The organism is Streptomyces sp. NPDC003720 (assembly GCF_042875075.1).
Taxonomy (GTDB): domain Bacteria; phylum Actinomycetota; class Actinomycetes; order Streptomycetales; family Streptomycetaceae; genus Streptomyces.
The window spans coordinates 1-18,189 of sequence record NZ_JBIANZ010000009.1 but is presented as its reverse complement, the minus strand read 5'-3'; the positions used below and the strand labels follow the sequence as shown (position 1 = coordinate 18,189).

Genomic DNA, 18,189 nt, shown 5'->3' with positions numbered 1-18,189 from the left:
CATGGTTCCCTGACCCTGGACGGCGGACGGACGGGAGCGCGGGTGAAGAGGACGGGCGGGTGGCCGGCGGCGCTGCCGTGGACCTGGTGCGCCACCCGGCTGGCGCTGCTGCTGCTGGTCTTCCGGGTGGTCTCCCTGCCCGGCGCGGACGTCACCACCGATGTGTCGGTGATCTACCAGGGCTGGTCCGAGGTGCTGCGCCAGGGCTCGTTCCCGCTGAACGACGTGACCTGGCAGTACCCGCCCGCGGCCGCGCTGGCGATCCTGTCCCCCGCCCTGCTGCCGTTCCTCGGCTACGCGCCCGCCTTCTTCGTGCTGACCTGCCTCGCCGACCTGGCCGTGTCCGGGCTGCTGGCGTACGCCGGCCGGCGGCCCGGGCGGTCGTCGCGCGGCGCGTGGATCTGGGTGGCGGGCCTGCCGCTGCTCGGCCCGACGGCGTACGCCCGGTACGACCTGATGGTGACGGCGGTGGCCGTGGCGGCGCTGCTCGCCGGGACCCGCCACCCGCGGGTGCTGGGCGCGCTGGCGGCGTTCGGGGCGCTGCTGAAGGTGTGGCCCGTACTGCTGCTGGTGGGCGCCACCCGGCTGCGGGCGTGGCTCTCGGCGGCGGTGACCGCGGGCGGGGGCGCGGCGCTGTTCGCGGTGACGATGCCGGGCGCCTTCGCCTTCCTGGCCTTCCAGCGGGACCGGGGCACCGAGGTGGAGTCGCTGGGCGGCCTGGTCCTCCATGTGGCCCGGCGCTTCGGCTGGCCGGGCGAAGTGGTGCTGAACTACGGCTCGGTGGAGTTCCTCGGCCCGTACGCCGGGCTGATCGGCAAGGCCGCGGTGGCGCTGAGCGCCGGCGCCCTGTGCTGGCTGCTGCTGTGGCGGCTGCGGGCGGTCAGGTTCGAGCCGCACACACTCGCCGACGCGGCCTTCACCGCGGTGCTGCTCCTCACCGTCACCAGCCGGGTGCTCAGCCCGCAGTACCTGGTGTGGCTGATCGGGCTGGCCGCCGTCTGCGGGTGCTTCCCGGCGAGCCGGACGGGCCGGCCCGCCGCCCTGGTCCTGGCGGCCGCCCTCGTCACGCTGCTGGAGTTCCCCGTCGGCTTCGTCCACGTCATCCAGAGCGACGCCTACGGCGTGGCCCTGCTCCTGCTGCGCAACGCCCTGCTCGTCACCGCGGCCCTCTCGGCGGCCCGCACCCTGTGGCGGTCCACCGTCCCGGCGGGCGCCGCGCCGGTGCCGGTCAGCCCAGCTGATCCCGCACGTAGTCGCGCCACTGGGCGGTGAACGCCTTCGGGGTGGTGCCGAGGGTCTTGCGCAGGGCCTCGTCGAGGGCGCCGGCGCGCTCGCCGTGGGCGCCCACGGCACGGTAGAAGGCGCCGAGGCGGCTCTCGCCCCAGTGGGCGGCGATCATCCGGCAGGCCAGCCAGCCGCCCTCGTAGGCCTGCGCGAGGCGGTCGGGGTCGCCGCTGAAGGCGAAGTCGCCGTCGGTGGGCAGGGCGGCCGGCACCTTGCCGTCCCGGACCGCGCGGCTCAGTTCCGGAGCGGCCTCGGCCGGTGTGCGGCCGGTGCCGAGGTAGCCGATCCAGTCGGCGTAGCCCTCGGAAAGCCAGAGCGGGGTGGCGGCGGTGGTGTGCGCCCGGGTGGCCACATGGGTGGTCTCGTGCGTGAGCACCACCTGCTTGCCGGTCTCCCCCAGCACCGCGTACGCCTCCGGGTTCACCACCACGCGGTCCGCAGGCGCGCTCCCCGGGCTGCCGGCCTCGCCGGTGGTGACCGCGGCGATGCCCCGGTAGCCGGAGGCGGGTGAGCCGAGGAGTCCCGCCATGCCCTCCAGGCTGCGCGGGACCAGGACGACGAGCCGCCGGGGCCAGGACGTCCCCCACGCCGCGGAGACGGCCGGTACGGCGCGGTCGGCGAGCCGGGCGTAGCGGCGCAGCTCGGCGGCGCCCTGGCCGGTTCCGAGGACCAGGCTGCGGGCGCCCCTGACGGCGGTGACCGGGCCCTGGTCCCAGAGCTGCTGACCGGACTTCCCAGCGGGCCGGTCGCCGGTGACGTACCACCGGGCGCCGTCGGCGCGGCGCAGGGTGAGGGTGCGGCGGACGCTGACCGGAGCCCGGTCGTAGCCGGCGACCCGGTAGCGCAGCTCGGCGTCGGCGGTGGCGCCGCCGCCGCGGCGGCGCAGGTCCGTCACCCGGTACGCCCAGGAGGCCAGGGGCAGCGCGCGCAGCCGGACGTAGGCGGTGCGGGCGCCGGTCGCGCCGAAGGCCTTCTCGTCGTGCCCGAGCAGGGCCGCCGACCGCTTGTCGAGGACCCGCTGCACCTCGGCGGTGACCGGGTCGGCGGCCGTCCGTCCGGCGCACCCGGCCAGGGGTGGCAGGAGCAGCAGGCAGAGCCCCGCCGCCGCGGCGCGCCACGTCCGCCGGGCCCGTCCACGAACAGTCACCCGCCGATCGTACGGCGCGTGACACGGGGTGCGTCCCACGGATCGGGCCGGGGCCCCGGAGGGTCAGGGCCGGGTGACGGAGGAGATCGGCATCATGCCGACCGGGTCGTAGCGCACCGGCGCGCCCGGGTAGGGCGCGTGGATCACCCGGCCGTCGCCGACGTACATCCCCACGTGGCTGGCGTCGGAGCGGTAGACGACCAGGTCGCCGGGGCGCATCTGGGACAGCGGGATCTGCCGGCCGGCGTGCCGCTGGTCCTGGGAGGTGCGCGGCAGATGGACGCCGGCCCGGGCGTACGACCACTGCATCAGGCCCGAGCAGTCGAAGCCGGAGGGGCCGCTGGCGCCCCACACGTAGGGGCGGCCGAGGGCGGAGCGGGCGGCGGCGACGGCGGCCGCGGCGCGGGCGTCGGGGGCGACGGCGCCGGCCAGGTCCGGCAGTCCGGGCAGATCGGTGCGGCCGGCGCGGGAGGCGCGGTCGTAGGCGGCGCGTTCGGCGGCGGGCAGGGAGTTGAGCAGCTGCCGGGCCCGGGCGAGCTTGCGCTCCACGATCCGCTTGTGGGTGCCGACGGCCTTGCGGCTGCGCTCCAGCTCGGCGAGCTTCCCGGCGGCCTCGGCCCGCTCCTGGGCGAGTCGCCGCATCTCGCCGCGCAACTCCCGGAGCTGTCCGGCCTGCTGGACGCCGATGCGGTCGAGGGTGGCGGCCCGGTCGAGGTAGGCGTCCGGGTCGTCGGACAGGAGGAGGGCGACGGCCGGGTCGAGGCCGCCGGAGCGGTACTGGGCGCCGGCCAGCGAACCCAGCCGCTCCCGCATGGTGTTGACACGCTGCTGCCGGCGCGCGATGTGCTCCTGCGCGTCCCGGACCTCGCGGCGCAGCGCGTCGGCCCGCTCGTCGGCCTTGTCGTAGGCCTGGGTCGCCTTCTCCGCCTCCTCGTAGAGGCGGTCCACCTCGGCACGGGTGTCGTGGTGCGGCGCCGCGCCGGCCGGTGCGGCCCCGAGGGCGGCGGCAGCGGCCGACAGCGCGCACAGGGCGACCGAGGCGCCCCGGTCGAACCCGGACGGTGCGAGACGGCGATGGGAACCCACGGCGGTCCTTCTGCTGGCGGACAGGAGCGGTCTCTCCGGCGCGGGGGACGGGGAGACCCCCGCGCCGGGGAAACGCGGCAGACAGTAACCGTGCGGGAGGACGGCGGCCAAAGGCCGTCAACGGCCCCACAACCACCGCGCCCCGCCGCTGACGCAGGTCAGGGCGGGGCGGAGGGTCAGTCGCGGTACTCGGGATTCGCCCGTTCGGGCGCTCCGGGACCGGCGCCGGGCGGGGTCAGACGCGGACGCCGAACTGGAACGGCATGTTGTTGATCGACTCGTAGCGGACCACGGCGCCGGTGTGCGGGGCGTGCAGCACCTGGCCGTTGCCGGCGTAGAGGCCGACGTGGTGCAGGTCGCCGTAGAAGAACACCAGGTCGCCGACCTGGAGCTGGCTCTGCGACAGGTGGGCGCCGTAGCCCGCCTGGGCCTGGGAGGTGCGCGGTATGGAGACGCCGGCCTGGGCGTAGGCCCAGGAGGTCAGGCCCGAGCAGTCGAAGGAGGACGGACCGGTGGCGCCGTAGACGTACGGCGAGCCGATCCTGCTCTGCGCGGCGGAGAAGGCCGCGGCGGCCCGGCCGGAGGCGGAGGAGTCGTTGCCCAGGTCCACCCGGTCGGTGGAGGAGCGGTTGGCCCGCTGCTGCTCGGCGGCGAGGGCCGCCTTCTCCTTGGCCGTCAGGGTGTTGAGCAGCTTCTGCGCCTCGGCGAGCTTGCCCTGGACTTCCTGCTTCTTGTTGCCCAGCTCGGTACGGGTGGAGGCCAGGTCCTTGAGCTTCTCCGTGGCCTCGGCCCGCTCCTGGGCGAGTTCGCGCTGCTTGTCCTGGATCTTCTTCAGCGCCTCGACCTGCTGGCCGCTCAACTGGTCGAGCGTGGAGGCCTTGTCGAGGTAGTCGTCCGGGTCCGCGGACAGGAAGAGCTGGACCGAGGGGTCGATGCCGCCGGAGCGGTACTGCGCGGTGGCCAGCGAACCCAGGCCGTCGCGGAGCTTGTTGAGCTCCTCCTGGCCGCGGGCCACGTTGTCCTGGATGGTGGAGATTTCCTTCTGCAGCTTCTGCTGCTTCTCCTTGGCCCCGTTGTACTTCTCGGTGGCCTGCTCCGCCTGCTCGTAGAGCTTGTCGACCTTCGCCTTGACCTCGTCCTTGCCGAGCTTCTCGCTCGGAGCGGCGTTGGCGGCGTTCGCGCTCAGCGCGACGGCGGCGGCGGCCGCGGTGGTCAGCACGGTGACACGCGTGCGGCTGGGCTGCTTGGGTCGACGGTGGGACGCCACGAGGGACGATCTCCTTCTTGTGAGTGATCACCCGTTCGGAGGTTCGAGCCCAGACCCTAGTGACCCAGTTGTGATCAGTTCAAATCCCCGCGGCGAAAAATCCGGTGACGCAACGCATTCTTTGCACGCAACTCACGTGCGGTGATGCCCGATTGACGCTACGTTGCGTGACGATACGGCCAATTCGGGCAATGCATATGCGCGTTGCACGTTCAGGACAGTCGCTTCAGAAGTACCGCAGAGGCGACGGGCCGGGCCCCGGCGCGGGCCACCCCGTCGGCCACCTCCCGGTCGGTCGAGGCGACGATGACCGGACGGCCCGGCGGCTCGGCGCGCACGAGCTGGCGGATCAGCTCGTCCGCCGTGACGCCCGGCTTGGAGAACAGCACCCGCACTCCGCGGGGCGGCGCGAGCAGCACCGGCGCGGCCAGTTCGGCCCCGTCGAAGACACAGGTCACCTCGGCGCCGGTCTGCGCGGCGAGCGCCGAGAGCTGGCCCAGCAGACGCAGCCGCTGCTTCTCCAGCGGCATCTGCGGATAGCCGGTCTTGGTGACGTTGTAGCCGTCGACCACCAGATGGGCCTGCGGCAGCGCCAGCAACTGGTCGAGGATCGCCGGGTCGTTCTCGGACAGCGCCCGGGCCGCGATGTCCTTCGGGGTCATCCGTCCCGGTTCGACCGCGTCCACGGTCTCGGCCGGGCGCACGGAGACCGGCGGCAGGGCGAGTTCGCGCCGGAGCCCCTGGGCGGCGTCCAGCAGGGTGTCCAGCAGCAGCCGGACCCGCATGTCCTCCACGCTGCGGCCCTCGCGGGCGGCCCGGCGGGTGGCCTCCAGCGCCGCCTCCGCCTCGCCCAGGCGCGCCTTGAGCCGCCGGGACTCGCTCTCCGCGGCCGAGAGCTGCGCGTGCCCCTCGGCGCGCACGGCGTCGATCTCGCCGCGGACCTTGCGCAGCGCGGCCTCGCCGCGCTTGACGTCGCTGAGCGCGGCCCGCAGCTTGCGGTGCAGCGACTCCGCCTCCCGCTTGGCCGACTCCGCCTCGGCGCGCAGCCGTTCGGTCTCGGTACGGGCCTGCTCACGGGCCTGGTCCAGCTCCGCGCGCAGCCGCTCGAGTTCGGCGCGGCTCTCCTCGTCGGCCCGCTCGGCGTCGGCGCGCTGCGCCTCCTCGCCGGCCGCGGTCACCAGCTTCACCCAGCCCGCGGGCCGCAGTACGTAGGCCGCGGCCGCCACATCGAGCGGATCCGCGGCCGGGGGCGGCGAGCCGGAGTCGAGGGCGCCGGAGAGTTCCGGCTGCGCCTCTCTGAACTTCTCCCCGATCCGCTGCCGGAACAGCGTGTCGGTCTCCACCGCGGCCGCCATCGCGTTACCGGCGAACTTGGCCCGGCGATTGGGGGCGAACCGGGCGTACTGCCGCAACTGGGCGGGCAGTTCCGTCACGGTCAGCAGTCCGAAGCCGTCCGAGACGATCTGCACGACCCGCCGGCGCACGCCGTCGGGCAGCGGACGGTCAAGCACCTCAGCGGTGCCGTCGCCCGGCCCCCCGCCTGCGGTCTCCACCATCCGTCACACCCCAATACCTCTACGGGGCCCGCTCCGCTCAGGAGCCGGCGCCCGGCCTGTCCACGAGTTCCACCTGGTCCACCGCGTTGCACCAGCGGCAGCGGACCGACTCGATGGTCTCACTGACCACCTCGCGCTCCTCCACCGTCGGCTCGCCCGCGAGGTCGAGGTGAACGTACTCGACGACCTTCGACGAGCGGGTCACGTCGAAGCGGGTGAGGTTGCCGCAGAGGGCGCAGCGCCACCGTGTCGTGGCGGTCGGCAGGGGAACCGTCATCGTGACTGTTCGCTTCCTTCTCGGGACGTCCGCGCCGCTCCCCGACGCGTGTGGCTCGTAACCCTACGGCCTGCCGGTCGATCGCCGCCCGTCCGTCCACGGCGGCGAGGCGATCTGTCGACCTGTGTCCCGTTACGTCATGCTCTGTAGTCATGATCCGCACCTGGGGCACGGCGGCCCGGGATGCGTTCCGGGCGGTCCGGGGCGTCTCCGCGCCGATGACGTACGTCCTCCTCGTCCTGTGCGCCGTGATCTTCGTGCTGGGCCCGGCTTCCGGCCTCACCCCGGCGTACGGCTCGGGCGGCGCGCTGTTCGCGGCGCAGCGGGCGTACTTCCGGCACTGGGGCGTGGTCCCGGCCGAGCTGTTCGAGCCCTCGCTCCGGGCGGCCCTGACCCCGGTCACCGCGCTGTTCGTGCACGGCAGCTGGGTGCATCTGCTCGGGAACATGCTCTTCCTCTTCGTCTTCGGGCTGATGACCGAGGAACGGATGGGCCGGGTCGAGTTCACCCTCTTCTACGTGGGCTGCGGTTACCTGGCCCTGCTGGGCTACGCGGCCGCCAACTCCGCCTCCGGACAGTCGCTGGTGGGCGCCTCGGGGGCGATCTCGGCGGTTCTCGGAGCGTTCCTCTACCTGTTCCCACGTGCCCGTGTGACCAGTCTCCTCCCCTTCCTGTTCTTCCTCCCCCTGCGCTTCCCGGCCTGGGTCGTGCTGCCCTTCTGGGCGGCCCTGCAGTGGCTCGCGGCGGGCCGTGCCGGCCAGGGTCCCGGGGTGGCCTACCTGGCCCACCTGATCGGCTTCGGCCTCGGCTTCGGCTACGCGTGGGTGCGCTACGGGCCGACTACTAGAGTGAGGACCGCACCGGCCCCGGCCCCCGAGGGAGAGAACCAACCGTGATCACCGCGATTGTCCTGATCAAGACCAGCGTGGACCGGATCCCCGAGATCGCGGAGCAGATCGCTTCGCTGGACTCGGTGAGCGAGGTTTTCTCCGTCACGGGCACCTACGACCTGATCGCCATGGTGCGGGTGCGGCGGCACGACGACCTGGCCGACGTCATCCCCGGGCGGATCAGCAAGATCCCCGGCGTGGAGGGCACCGACACGCACGTCGCGTTCCGCACCTACTCCCAGCACGACCTGGAGGCGGCGTTCGCGATCGGCCTCGACTCGTGAACGCCGCCTGACGTCGCGCCTGCGGCTCAGACCTGATCGCGCACCGGCACGCAGCGGCCGTCCTCGGTGCGGTAGCGCCAGCGCGCGCCGTCGCGGACCAGCTCCCGCACCGCGTCGACGAAGCGCTCGACGTGCTCGTCGGGCGTGCCCGCCCCGAAGCTGACCCGGACCGCGTTCAGGGACCTCTCGCCGGGCGCGGCCTCGGGCGCCCCGCACTCTCCCGGCGCCCCGGGGTCGCCGCCCAGCAGGGTGCGCACCAGCGGGTGGGCGCAGAACAGGCCGTCGCGGACGCCGATGCCGTACTCGGCGGAGAGCGCGGCGGCGAAGTGGGAGCTGTTCCAGCCCTCGACCACGAAGGAGATCACGCCGACCCGCGGGGCGTCGTCGCCGAACAGCGACAGCACCCTGACCTCCGGGACCTCGGCGAGACCCGCCCGGACCCGGGCGATCAGGTGCTGCTCGCGGGCCACCAGGGCCTCCCAGCCGGCCTCGGTGAGGGCCTTGCAGGCGGAGGCGATGGAGTAGGCGCCGATGACGTTCGGGGAGCCGGCCTCGTGGCGGGCGGCGCTCTCGTGCCACTCCGCGTCCACTCCCCCGTCCTCGCGCCGCGTGACCCTGCGGCTGGCGCCGCCGCCCGCGAGGTACGGCTCGGCCGCGGCCAGCCAGTCGGCGCGGCCGGCCAGCACGCCGGAGCCGAAGGGCGCGTACAGCTTGTGCCCGGAGAAGGCCACCCAGTCGACGTCCAGGTCCCGGACGGACACCGGGTGGTGCGGGGCGAGCTGGGCGGCGTCCAGGACGATCCGGGCCCCGTGCGCGTGGGCCGCGGCGGCCAGCTCGCGCACCGGCCACAGCTCGCCGGTGACGTTGGAGGCGCCGGTGACGCACACCAGGGCCGGGCCGTACGGGTCGCGGTCGGCGAGGGCCCGCTCCAGCGTCTCCACGGCCTGCCGCGGGGTGCGCGGCGCGTCGAGGACGGTCACCCGCGCGTCCCGCCACGGCAGCAGGGCGGCGTGGTGCTCGGTCTCGAAGACGAAGACCTCGCAGCCGGCCGGGAGCGCCCGGGCGAGGAGGTTCAGGGAGTCCGTGGTCGAGCGGGTGAAGACCACCTGGTCCTGGGCGCGGCAGTCGAGGAATCCGGCGACCGTCCGGCGGGCGTTCTCGAACAGGTCGGTGGAGAGCTGGGAGAGGTAGCCGGCGCCGCGGTGGACGCTGCCGTAGTACGGCGCGTAGGCGGCGACGTCGTCCCAGACGCGCTGCAGGGCGGGGGCGCTGGCGGCGTAGTCGAGCGCGGCGTAGGCGACCTCGCCGCCCGTGACGAGCGGGACGGAGACGTCGCGGCCCAGAACGGGCAGCTCGCCACAAATGGTCTGGACGGCGGCAGCGGTGGAGACGGACATGGTGAACTCCCGTGAGGCAGGCTGGAATCACCGTGCGAGCGGTACGGCTCGAGCACGGCGGAAGGTGAAAAGGGGTACGCGGAGGCGGGGCTCTACGCCCTATCGCATTCGCTTGCTCACAGAAGGCTCCCTCGACGACCAGGACCCCTGGTCCCGCGCTCCTTCAGGAGCCGCGCGAGGGGTCCGCGCTTGCCGTGGACCTCGCTGCCCACGACCTGGTCCTCACCCGGGGCACCCCGCCACGGACGGAGGGTTGCCGGACAGCCGGCCGGGGCCGAATGGCTGTCACTCATGACCTGGTTCAGTATCCTGCCACACGATCTTCTATGCGCAAGGCGCGGTCCGGCATCCGGACCGCGCCTCGCGTCGCACCGGGGCGGGTCAGGCGTTGCTGGCCGCCACCCAGCGCTCCAGCGTCCGCTTCGCCGCACCGCTGTCGATGGACTCCGCCGCCCTCGCCATGCCGGCCCGGAGCTGCTCGGTGAGCGGCTCGCCGGACGGCCGCAGGGCGACCAGCGCCGCCGCCGAGTTCAGCAGCACCGCGTCCCGGACGGGGCCGTGCTCGCCGTCCAGCACGCGCCGGGCCACCTCCGCGTTGTACGAGGCGTCGGCGCCGCGCAGCGCCTCCACGGGGACCAGCTCGATGCCGGCGTCCCGGGGGTCGAAGCGCTCCTCGGCGACCTCGCCGTCCCGGACCACCCACACCCGGGACGTCGAGGTGGTGGTCAGCTCGTCCAGCCCGTCGTCGCCCCGGAAGACAAGGGCGGAGTTGCCGCGCTCGGCCAGCACCCCGGCCACGATCGGCGCCATGCGCGGATCGGCCACGCCGACCGCCTGGGCGCGCACCTTGGCCGGGTTGGTCAGCGGGCCGAGCACGTTGAAGGTGGTGCGGATGCCCAACTGGCCGCGCGCCGCCGCCACATGGCGCAGCGACGGGTGGAACTTCACCGCGAAGCAGATGGTGATGCCGGCCTCTTCGGCGACCTCGGCGACCCGCCGCGGGGTCAGGGACAGGTTGATGCCGAGCTTCTCCAGCACGTCGGAGGAGCCGGAGGCGGAGGACGCGGCGCGGTTGCCGTGCTTGACGACCTTCGTGCCGGTGCCGGCGACGACGATCGACGACATGGTGGAGATGTTCACCGTCTTCGCGCCGTCGCCGCCGGTGCCGACGATGTCGACGGCCGGCCCGGGCACCTCGATCACATTGGCGTGCTCGTACATGGTCCGCACGAGTCCGGTGATCTCCTGCACCGTCTCGCCCTTGGCGCGCAGCGCCACCATGAACCCGGCGATCTGGGCGTCGGTCGCCTCCCCGCGCATGATGAGGTCCATGGCCCAGGCGGTGTCGTCGGCGGACAGGTCCCGGCCGTCCAGCAGGCCGTTCAGCAGGGCGGGCCAGGAACGGCCCGCCGCGGTGTCGCCTCCAGCGGGGGTCACAGCGCTCATAGCCGCTCCTGGGTGTCGTCGCACAACGGTGTGCTCCCACCCTATCCAGCCCCGGACACGGCGAAGGGCCCCGTCCGCAAGCCGGACGGGGCCCTTCGACTGTGGCGTGGCGACGCTCGGGGATCAGTGGTGGCCGTGGCCGCTGGTGATCTCCCGGTACTCCTCGACGGTTGCCTTCGGGATCTGGTTGTCCTCGCCGTAGTAGGCGTTGCTGAGCTTGGCGCGCAGCTTCTCGGACCCCTTCACCTTGCGCTCGACACCGTTCTCGTCCACCGTCGGGCCGATCTCGGCCGGCTCGTACTGGTGGTGGGCGGTGAGGGTGTGGAGCTGCTCCTGGCTGAGCGGCTCGTGGATCTCGATGAACTCACCGTGCGGCAGGCGCTTGATGATGCCCGTCTCACGGCCGTGCAGCACCTTCTCGCGGTCCCGGCGCTGCAGGCCGAGGCAGATCCGCTTGGTGACGATGAAGGCGATGACCGGTCCGGCGAAGAAGGAGATCCGGACGAACCACGTGACCGCGTTCAGCGACAGGCTGAAGTGGGTCGCGAAGAGGTCGTTGCCACCGCCGACCAGGCCGACCATGTAGACCGTGATCCAGGCGACGCCGAACGCGGTGCGCGTCGGGGCGTTGCGCGGGCGGTCCAGGATGTGGTGCTCGTTCTTGTCCCCGGTGACCCAGGACTCGATGAACGGGTAGAGCGCGATCGCGGCGAGCACCAGGCCGAAGAGGACCAGCGGGATGAACACGCCCAGGACGAGCGTGTGACCCCAGAAGTTGATCTCCCAGCCCGGCATGTAGCGGACCAGACCCTCGGCGAAGCCCATGTACCAGTCGGGCTGGGCGCCGGTGGACACCTGGTCGGGCCGGTAGGGGCCCATGGCCCAGATCGGGTTGATCTGGGTGATCGCGGCGATGGCCGCGATCACGCCGAAGACCAGGAAGAAGAAGCCTCCGGCCTTGGCCATGTACACCGGCAGCAGCGGCATGCCGACGACGTTCTTGTTGCTCTTTCCGGGACCCGCGAACTGCGTGTGCTTGTGGTAGAAGACCAGGATCAGGTGGCCCACCATCAGGCCGAGCATGATGCCCGGCAGCAGCAGGATGTGGATCGAGTAGAACCGGGCCACGAAGTCGTGGCCGGGGAACTCGCCGCCGAAGAGGAAGTACGAGATGTACGTGCCGACGATCGGCATGGACAGGATCGCGCCCTCGGTGAAGCGCACACCCGTGCCGGAGAGCAGGTCGTCCGGGAGCGAGTAACCGGTGAAGCCGGTGAACATGCCCAGGACGAACAGCAGGAAGCCGAACAGCCAGTTGATCTCACGCGGCTTGCGGAAGGCGCCGGTGAAGAACACGCGCATCATGTGCACGAACATGCCCGCGAGGAAGATCAGCGCGGCCCAGTGGTGGATCTGCCGGATGAGCAGACCACCGCGCACGTCGAAGGAGATGTGCAGGGTCGAGTTGAACGCCTCGGACATCAGCTGGCCCTGCAGCGGGACGTAGCTGCCGTGGTACTCCACCTCGTTCATCGACGGGTGGAAGAACAGCGTCAGGTACACACCCGTGAGGATGATGATGATGAAGCTGTACATGCACACTTCGCCCAACATGAACGACCAGTGGTCGGGGAAGATCTTGCGCATGTTGGCCTTGGCGAGGGAGTAGATCCCCAGCCGGCCGTCGGCCCAGTCCGCGACGCGCTCGCCTGCCGGCGCCTTGCCGCGTCGCTCGTTGTTTCCGTTGGTGCTCATCCGCGCTCCCAGAATGCAGGACCGACGGGCTCCTCGAAGTCGCCGAGCGCCTGGAGGTAACCCTCGTCGTTCACGCCGATGCGGAGCTGCGGCAGGGCGTGACCGGCGGGGCCGAAGATCACTCGGGCACCGTCGGAGAGGTCGAAGGTGGACTGGTGGCACGGGCACAGGACGTGATGCGTCTGCTGCTCGTACAGCGAGATCGGGCAACCGACGTGGGTGCAGATCTTCGAGAAGGCGACGATGCCCTCGTGCGACCAGTCGAGCTCGCGCTTGTCCTTGATGTTGCCCGGCTGCAGCCGGATGATCATCAGGGCGGCCTTGGCGATCTCGTTCTGGAAGTCCTCGTCGGTCTCCTCCAGGCCCTCGGGCCTGGCGAAGGTGAGCGAACCGACGGCGACGTCCTCGGGACGCAGCGGCTGGTTCGTGTTCATGTTGACGAGGAGCTTGCCCTTGGCCCACAGGGTGTGCCGCAGCGAGGTGCCGGGCAGCGGACCGAGGTCGCGCAGCAGGACGACGCCGGAGAGCGGCACCAGGGTGAGCGCGCCGAGCATCGTGTTGCGGATCAGCTTGCGACGGCCGAGCGCCGACTCCTTGGCGCCCTCGCGGAAGTCCGCGTGGACCTTGGCGCGGACCTCCGGGGAGGCCGCGATCGGGTGCCGCTCGTCGGCGACCTCCACGTCGGACATCAGGGTGCGGGCCCAGTGGACCGCGCCCGCGCCGATGCAGAACAGCGCCACGGCCAGGGTCAGGCCGAGCGCGAAGTTCAGCGCGCTGATGTGCCCGATCGGGAAGATGTAGACCGAGGTGTCGGGCGTGATCGTCACGTACGAGGCGATGAAGCCGACGGTGGCCAGCATCGAGACCGTGAACAGCAGGGCCACGACGCGCTCGGACCGCTTGGCGGCCCGCTCGTCGATGTCCTGGATCCGGTGCTCGTGGGGCGGCAGCCCCGGGTCCGCGAACGGGTTCGCCTCGTCCGCGACGCTCACGGCGCCGTGCGCGTGGTCCTGCGCCGAAGGCAGGTTCTCTTCTGGAATGTCTTGGCTACTCATGACTTCTTGGCCTTTGCGGTCCGGGCGGCGACCCACACGGCAACCGCGATCAGTGCGCCGAGACCGAAGATCCAGGCGAACAGACCCTCGCTGACCGGCCCGAGGCCGCCCAGCTCGAGGCCGCCCGGGTTGACCGTCTCGTCACCGTTGACCGCGTTCAGGTACGCGATGATGTCCTTCTTGTTCTTCTCCGACATCGTGGTGTCGGGGAAGGACGGCATGTTCTGCGGGCCGGTCTGCATGGCCTCGTAGACGTGCTTGGGGGCCACGCCCTCGAGGCTCGGCGCGTACTTGCCCTTGGTGAGGGCACCGCCCTTGCCGGTGAAGTTGTGGCACTGCGCGCAGTTGGTGCGGAACAGCTCGCCACCCTTGGCGATGTCCGCGCCCTCCGGGCCGTACTGCTGCTTCGTCGGCACGTTCGGGCCGGCGCCCAGCGACGCCACGTAAGCGGCGAGCTGGTCGATCTGGGCCTGGGTGTACACGACCTTCTTGCGCGGGATCTGCGCCATCTGCGAGGTCGAGGCGGGCATGCGCCCCGTGCCGACCTGGAAGTCGACGGCCGCGGCGCCCACGCCGACCAGACTCGGCCCGTCGGAGGAGCCCTTGCCACCGGTGCCGTGGCAGCTGGCGCAGCCGACCTCGTAGAGCTTCTTGCCCTCCTTGATGGTCAGGGACTGGGAGGTTTCATCGGCCTGTGCCTTGCTCGCGGGCGCGAACGCGGCGTACAGCCCCCCAGTGGCCGCCAGCGCGAGGAGTAGGACGACGACCGCCGCCAGCGGATGGCGTCGTCGTGCGGAGAGCTTTTTCACGGATTACCCCGGTGTCAGGATCTTCTGCGTCGATGCTGGATGTGCGGGAACGGTCCCGGCTACTTGATCAGGTAGATCGTGGCGAAGAGGCCGATCCAGACGACATCGACGAAGTGCCAGTAGTAGGACACGACGATGGCGGCGGTCGCCTGCTCATGCGTGAACCTCTTCGCCGCGTATGTACGGCCGAGGACCAGCAGGAAGGCGATGAGACCGCCCGTCACGTGCAGGCCGTGGAAGCCGGTGGTCAGGTAGAACACCGAGCCGTACGGGTCCGAGGACAGGGAGATCCCGTCCTTCTTCACCAGCTCCGTGTACTCGTAGATCTGACCGCCGATGAAGATCGCGCCCATGATGAAGGTGAGGATGAACCAGCCACGGAGCTTCTTCACGTCCCCGCGCTCGGCGGCGAAGACGCCGAGCTGACAGGTCAGCGAGGAGAGCACCAGGATCGTGGTGTTCGTGGCGGAGAACGGCACGTTGAGTGCCTCCGCCATCTCCTTCCAGTGCGCCGGTCCGGTCACCGACCGGAGGGTGAAGTACATCGCGAAGAGGGCCGCGAAGAACATCAGCTCGGAACTCAGCCAGATGATGGTTCCGACGCTGGTGAGGTTCGGCCGATTGACCGACGGGTGCGCGTGCCCGGTTTCTACTGTCGTTGCTGTCGCCACGACCGACATTATGTCGGTCGCTTATCCCGCCCTCACTCCGGGGGGTGCCGTTCGGAGTGTCTTGCCCCGCCGAACCGGTGTTGACGTGGTGTTCATGGGAGTAACATCCGCCACGAACGGCCCTGTCCGCACGACGCCCACGTCTCGGAGGAAGCATGCAGCCGACCGCCACAGTGCTGGTGTACAGCGACGACTCCAACACCCGCGAGCAGGTGGGGCTGGCCGCCGGGCGGCGGCCCGCGCCGGACGTGCCGGCCGTGGAGTTCCTGGAGTGCGCGACGCCCGAGGCGGTGCTGCGCGAGCTGGACAAGGGCGGCATCGACGTGTGCGTGCTCGACGGCGAGGCCGTGCCGATGGGCGGCATGGGGGTGTGCCGGCAGATCAAGGACGAGGTGTTCGACTGCCCGCCCGTGCTGCTGCTCATGGGGCGGCCGCAGGACGCCTGGCTGGCCACCTGGAGCCGTGCGGACGCCGCTGTGACGCTGCCGGTGGAGCCGGTGGAGTTCGCCTCCGCCCTGGCCTCCCTGCTGCGCCGCAAGCGGCTGCTGGGCGTCTGACGGGCGGGCCTGGGGCGCGGGGCGGGCCGTACCGCCCCGCGCCCCGGGTCACAGGGCCACCGGCCGCAGCCTGGGGGCGTCGCGGGACGGTGCCGAGGCGTCCGGCGTGCCCGCCGTCAGGGCGCTGCCCGTGCGCCACTTGTTCCAGTCCAGGTTCCAGTCGCCGAAGCCGTTACCGAAGGGCTCCATCGGGTCGCCGTTGGAGTTGACCACCTTGACGATGTCACCCGGATGGACGTTGTCGAAGAACCACTCGGCGTTGGACGTGCTCATCCCGGTGCAGCCGTGGCTGACGTTGGCGGAGCCCTGGGAGCCGACCGACCAGGGCGCGGCGTGCACGTACTCGCCGGACCAGGTGACCCGGGTGGCGTAGTACACCGGCAGGTCGTAGGAGTCGGAGCTGCCCTCGGCGATGCCGACGGTGGTGCCGCGCATGCGTACGAAGTACTGCTTCTCCAGGACGACCTTGACTCCGTTGCGGGTCTCGAAGCCGGGCTTGCCCGTGGTGACCGGGATCTGCTCGACCTGTTGCCCGTTCTTGTAGTACGTCAACTGGTGGGTGGAGGCGTCCGTGATCGCCTCGATCCGGTCACCGGTTGTGATCTTCAACGCCTTCGCCTTGCCGCCCCAGAGCCGGTCGCTGATCTTCACGCCCTCCAGGTTGCTGTGCGCCTGGATGGTGGCGTGGGCGGGCCAGTAGTCCTTGGGGCGGAAGTGCAGCTCCTTGTTGCTGACCCAGTACCAGGAGCCCTGCACGGCCGGCACGGAGTCCACCCGCAGGCCGCGCTCCACGACGGCCCGCTGCGCCTTGTCCTTGACCTCGCGGTCGAGTTGCGCGGTGATGGGCTGCCCGACACCGTAGACGCCCGCCTCGGGCCCGAACGTGACGTTCAGCCGCTGCTTGCTGGTGGGCTTGCTGGTGTCGAAGGTGAGGACCTTGCGGCCGGGCGCCCCGTCGTCGTCCTCGGTGCTGACGCGGACCGTGTAGTGGGCGTTCGCGGCCAGCGGGGAGATGCTGTGCCAGCGGCTGCCGTCGGCGGCGAGTTCGCCCGCCACGAAGCGCCCTGTGGAGTCCTGGGCGGTGACGTCGGTGATCCGCCCCTCACCGCTTTCGGCGGTGATCTCCAGGGGCTTGTCCGGGTCGGCCCGCTTCCCCGCTTCGGTGGGGCCGTTGAAGGAGATCTCGCCCGCCGCGTCGTACGGACTGGCCGACAGAGGGTTGCCGTCCGAACCGCAGGAGGTGACGCCCGCGCCGAGGGCGATCACCAGCAACGCGCAGCTGACGACGGTGCGGGTCCGCGGAGTGTGATTCATATGATCACGCTATGAGATGAGGACCTGCTTGGCGCGGTACGTAAGTCGTTCGGGTGATGCGCCGTGGCGAAAGCAGGAGCCCGGACCCTCCTGACGGAGGGTCCGGGCTCCTGGCGCGCTCGGCGCCGGCGTCACCGCGTGCTACTGGGTGCGGTTCTCACCGTGGTAGTACTCGAACACCCAGCCGAACAGGCCGATGAGGATGATCGGTGCGGCGAAGAAGATCAGCCACCAGCCGACCGCGATGCTGAGGAAGGCGATCGCGCCGCCGACGCCCAGCATGAGCGGCTGCCAGCTGTGCGGGCTGAAGAAACCCAGCTCTCCCGCGTCGTCCGCGACATCGGCCTCCTTGTCGTCCTGGGCACCGGCGTCGACTCGCCGGGCGGTGAAGCCCAGGTAGAAGCCGATCATGATGGCCAGGCCGAAGGCCAGGAAGAGCGCCGTGGTGCCGGCGGGCTCCTTCGACCACACGCCGTACACGACGGCCATGATCAGGAGGAAGAAGCTCAGCCAGATGAACATCCGGCCCTGGATCCTCACTTGCCGGCCTCCTTCTCGCCCGCGATGGCGGTGCCGTGACCGGCGTGCTCGAGCTGCTCGAGCGCGGCGATCTCGGGGTGGTGCAGATCGAACGCCGGGGATTCACTGCGGATCCGCGGCAGGGTGAGGAAGTTGTGCCGCGGCGGCGGGCAGGACGTCGCCCACTCCAGCGAGCGGCCGTAGCCCCACGGGTCGTCCACGCCGACCGGCTTGCCGTACTTGGCCGTCTTCCACACGTTGTAGAGGAACGGCAGGATCGACAGGCCCAGCAGGAACGAGCTGATGGTCGAGACCGTGTTCAGGGCGGTGAAGCCGTCGGCCGCCAGGTAGTCGGCGTACCGGCGCGGCATGCCCTCCACGCCCAGCCAGTGCTGGACCAGGAACGTGCCGTGGAAGCCGACGAACAGCGTCCAGAAGGTGATCTTGCCCAGGCGCTCGTCCAGCATCTTGCCGGTCATCTTCGGCCACCAGAAGTGGAAGCCGGAGAACATGGCGAAGACGACGGTGCCGAAGACCACGTAGTGGAAGTGGGCCACCACGAAGTACGAGTCGGACACGTGGAAGTCCATCGGCGGCGAGGCCAGGATGACACCGGTCAGACCACCGAACGTGAAGGTGATCAGGAAGCCGATGGCCCAGAGCATCGGGGTCTCGAAGGACAGCGAGCCCTTCCACATGGTGCCGATCCAGTTGAAGAACTTCACACCGGTCGGGACCGCGATCAGGAAGGTCATGAAGGAGAAGAACGGCAGGAGCACACCGCCGGTGACGTACATGTGGTGGGCCCACACGGTCACGGACAGGCCGGCGATGGAGATCGTCGCGGCGATCAGGCCCATGTAGCCGAACATCGG

Annotated in this window: 18 protein-coding genes and 1 riboswitch; of the genes, 4 read left to right on the top strand and 14 right to left on the bottom strand. The window is 71.1% G+C overall.

Annotated elements, in window-relative coordinates; all coding sequences use genetic code 11:
• Positions 1–42 precede the first annotated feature (42 nt).
• Positions 43–1,272, top strand: a complete 1,230-nt coding sequence (locus ACFYU0_RS24420; protein ID WP_351672699.1) for a glycosyltransferase family 87 protein — start codon at positions 43–45, stop codon at positions 1,270–1,272.
• Here ACFYU0_RS24420 and ACFYU0_RS24415 read toward each other — a convergent pair.
• The 5 genes from ACFYU0_RS24415 to ACFYU0_RS24395 form a co-directional block, all read right to left on the bottom strand.
• Entirely contained in the window at positions 1,229–2,431 is a 1,203-nt protein-coding gene (locus tag ACFYU0_RS24415) for a hypothetical protein (protein WP_351672697.1), read from the bottom strand. The genes ACFYU0_RS24420 and ACFYU0_RS24415 overlap by 44 nt on opposite strands.
• 63 nt (positions 2,432–2,494) lie before the next feature.
• The gene (locus tag ACFYU0_RS24410) at positions 2,495–3,517 is read right to left on the bottom strand and encodes an NlpC/P60 family protein (protein ID WP_389304162.1); all 1,023 of its coding nucleotides are present in this window, start codon (positions 3,515–3,517) and stop codon (positions 2,495–2,497) included.
• Positions 3,518–3,752: 235 nt separating this feature from the next.
• Positions 3,753–4,784 carry an NlpC/P60 family protein gene (locus ACFYU0_RS24405; protein ID WP_389304160.1) on the bottom strand — a complete coding sequence of 344 codons (1,032 nt, stop codon included), beginning with the start codon at positions 4,782–4,784 and terminating at the stop codon, positions 3,753–3,755.
• A gap of 212 nt (positions 4,785–4,996) precedes the next feature.
• On the bottom strand, positions 4,997–6,340 hold the full coding sequence (locus ACFYU0_RS24400; RefSeq protein WP_389304158.1) for an NYN domain-containing protein: 1,344 nt from the start codon (positions 6,338–6,340) through the stop codon (positions 4,997–4,999).
• A 37-nt stretch (positions 6,341–6,377) separates the two neighbouring features.
• The gene (locus ACFYU0_RS24395) at positions 6,378–6,617 is read right to left on the bottom strand and encodes a hypothetical protein (protein WP_029382693.1); all 240 of its coding nucleotides are present in this window, start codon (positions 6,615–6,617) and stop codon (positions 6,378–6,380) included.
• A 152-nt stretch (positions 6,618–6,769) separates the two neighbouring features.
• Here ACFYU0_RS24395 and ACFYU0_RS24390 point away from each other — a divergent pair, with 152 nt between their 5' ends.
• A complete protein-coding gene (locus ACFYU0_RS24390; protein WP_351673593.1) occupies positions 6,770–7,513 on the top strand; it encodes a rhomboid family intramembrane serine protease in 744 nt (247 codons plus the stop codon).
• The gene (locus ACFYU0_RS24385; protein WP_351673591.1) at positions 7,510–7,791 is read left to right on the top strand and encodes an Lrp/AsnC ligand binding domain-containing protein; all 282 of its coding nucleotides are present in this window, start codon (positions 7,510–7,512) and stop codon (positions 7,789–7,791) included. The genes ACFYU0_RS24390 and ACFYU0_RS24385 overlap by 4 nt, the downstream gene beginning before the upstream one ends.
• Positions 7,792–7,817: 26 nt before the next feature.
• Here ACFYU0_RS24385 and ACFYU0_RS24380 read toward each other — a convergent pair whose 3' ends face one another.
• The 6 genes from ACFYU0_RS24380 to ACFYU0_RS24355 all read right to left on the bottom strand — a co-directional run bounded on the left by ACFYU0_RS24380 (position 7,818) and on the right by ACFYU0_RS24355 (position 14,933).
• Positions 7,818–9,188, bottom strand: a complete 1,371-nt coding sequence (locus ACFYU0_RS24380; protein WP_351673589.1) for an aminotransferase class V-fold PLP-dependent enzyme — start codon at positions 9,186–9,188, stop codon at positions 7,818–7,820.
• Between the two features lie 180 nt (positions 9,189–9,368).
• A riboswitch (SAM riboswitch) is annotated at positions 9,369–9,485 on the bottom strand.
• 84 nt (positions 9,486–9,569) lie between these two features.
• Positions 9,570–10,634 carry an anthranilate phosphoribosyltransferase gene (trpD, locus tag ACFYU0_RS24375; protein WP_389304155.1) on the bottom strand — a complete coding sequence of 355 codons (1,065 nt, stop codon included), beginning with the start codon at positions 10,632–10,634 and terminating at the stop codon, positions 9,570–9,572.
• A gap of 123 nt (positions 10,635–10,757) precedes the next feature.
• Positions 10,758–12,389 (bottom strand): cytochrome bc complex cytochrome b subunit, encoded by a 1,632-nt coding sequence (locus tag ACFYU0_RS24370; RefSeq protein ID WP_351673585.1) that lies wholly within the window; start codon positions 12,387–12,389, stop codon positions 10,758–10,760.
• Complete coding sequence (locus ACFYU0_RS24365; protein ID WP_351673583.1) at positions 12,386–13,444, bottom strand: Rieske 2Fe-2S domain-containing protein; 1,059 nt, start codon at positions 13,442–13,444, stop codon at positions 12,386–12,388. Before ACFYU0_RS24365 ends, ACFYU0_RS24370 begins: the two co-directional genes overlap by 4 nt.
• Positions 13,441–14,253 (bottom strand): c-type cytochrome, encoded by an 813-nt coding sequence (locus tag ACFYU0_RS24360; RefSeq protein WP_351673581.1) that lies wholly within the window; start codon positions 14,251–14,253, stop codon positions 13,441–13,443. Before ACFYU0_RS24360 ends, ACFYU0_RS24365 begins: the two co-directional genes overlap by 4 nt.
• Positions 14,254–14,312: 59 nt before the next feature.
• The gene (locus ACFYU0_RS24355; RefSeq protein ID WP_143636562.1) at positions 14,313–14,933 is read right to left on the bottom strand and encodes a heme-copper oxidase subunit III; all 621 of its coding nucleotides are present in this window, start codon (positions 14,931–14,933) and stop codon (positions 14,313–14,315) included.
• Positions 14,934–15,079: 146 nt separating this feature from the next.
• On the opposite strand from ACFYU0_RS24355, the gene ACFYU0_RS24350 reads away from it, so the two are divergent.
• On the top strand, positions 15,080–15,481 hold the full coding sequence (locus ACFYU0_RS24350) for a hypothetical protein (protein ID WP_389304152.1): 402 nt from the start codon (positions 15,080–15,082) through the stop codon (positions 15,479–15,481).
• A 48-nt stretch (positions 15,482–15,529) separates the two neighbouring features.
• Here the strand turns inward: ACFYU0_RS24350 and ACFYU0_RS24345 are convergent, their stop codons facing one another.
• From ACFYU0_RS24345 to ACFYU0_RS24335, 3 genes are all read right to left on the bottom strand, one after another.
• The gene (locus ACFYU0_RS24345) at positions 15,530–16,795 is read right to left on the bottom strand and encodes an Ig-like domain-containing protein (protein ID WP_389304151.1); all 1,266 of its coding nucleotides are present in this window, start codon (positions 16,793–16,795) and stop codon (positions 15,530–15,532) included.
• Between the two features lie 141 nt (positions 16,796–16,936).
• Positions 16,937–17,335, bottom strand: coding sequence for a cytochrome c oxidase subunit 4 (locus tag ACFYU0_RS24340; RefSeq protein ID WP_351673575.1), 399 nt, complete (start codon positions 17,333–17,335; stop codon positions 16,937–16,939).
• A partial coding sequence (locus ACFYU0_RS24335) for a cbb3-type cytochrome c oxidase subunit I (protein ID WP_389304148.1) occupies positions 17,332–18,189 on the bottom strand: 858 nt, incomplete at its 5' end. The genes ACFYU0_RS24340 and ACFYU0_RS24335, both read right to left, overlap by 4 nt.

Bases quoted from the DNA above. Each gene is read 5' to 3' on its own strand.
- ACFYU0_RS24400 (WP_389304158.1), bottom strand. From the start codon at position 6,340: ATGGTGGAGACCGCAGGCGGGGGGCCGGGCGACGGCACCGCTGAGGTG.
- ACFYU0_RS24395 (WP_029382693.1), bottom strand. From the start codon at position 6,617: ATGACGGTTCCCCTGCCGACCGCCACGACACGGTGGCGCTGCGCCCTC.
- ACFYU0_RS24390 (WP_351673593.1), top strand. From the start codon at position 6,770: ATGATCCGCACCTGGGGCACGGCGGCCCGGGATGCGTTCCGGGCGGTC.
- ACFYU0_RS24380 (WP_351673589.1), bottom strand. From the start codon at position 9,188: ATGTCCGTCTCCACCGCTGCCGCCGTCCAGACCATTTGTGGCGAGCTG.
- trpD (WP_389304155.1), bottom strand. From the start codon at position 10,634: ATGAGCGCTGTGACCCCCGCTGGAGGCGACACCGCGGCGGGCCGTTCC.
- ACFYU0_RS24370 (WP_351673585.1), bottom strand. From the start codon at position 12,389: ATGAGCACCAACGGAAACAACGAGCGACGCGGCAAGGCGCCGGCAGGC.
- ACFYU0_RS24365 (WP_351673583.1), bottom strand. From the start codon at position 13,444: ATGAGTAGCCAAGACATTCCAGAAGAGAACCTGCCTTCGGCGCAGGAC.
- ACFYU0_RS24355 (WP_143636562.1), bottom strand. From the start codon at position 14,933: ATGTCGGTCGTGGCGACAGCAACGACAGTAGAAACCGGGCACGCGCAC.
- ACFYU0_RS24350 (WP_389304152.1), top strand. From the start codon at position 15,080: ATGCAGCCGACCGCCACAGTGCTGGTGTACAGCGACGACTCCAACACC.
- ACFYU0_RS24345 (WP_389304151.1), bottom strand. From the start codon at position 16,795: ATGAATCACACTCCGCGGACCCGCACCGTCGTCAGCTGCGCGTTGCTG.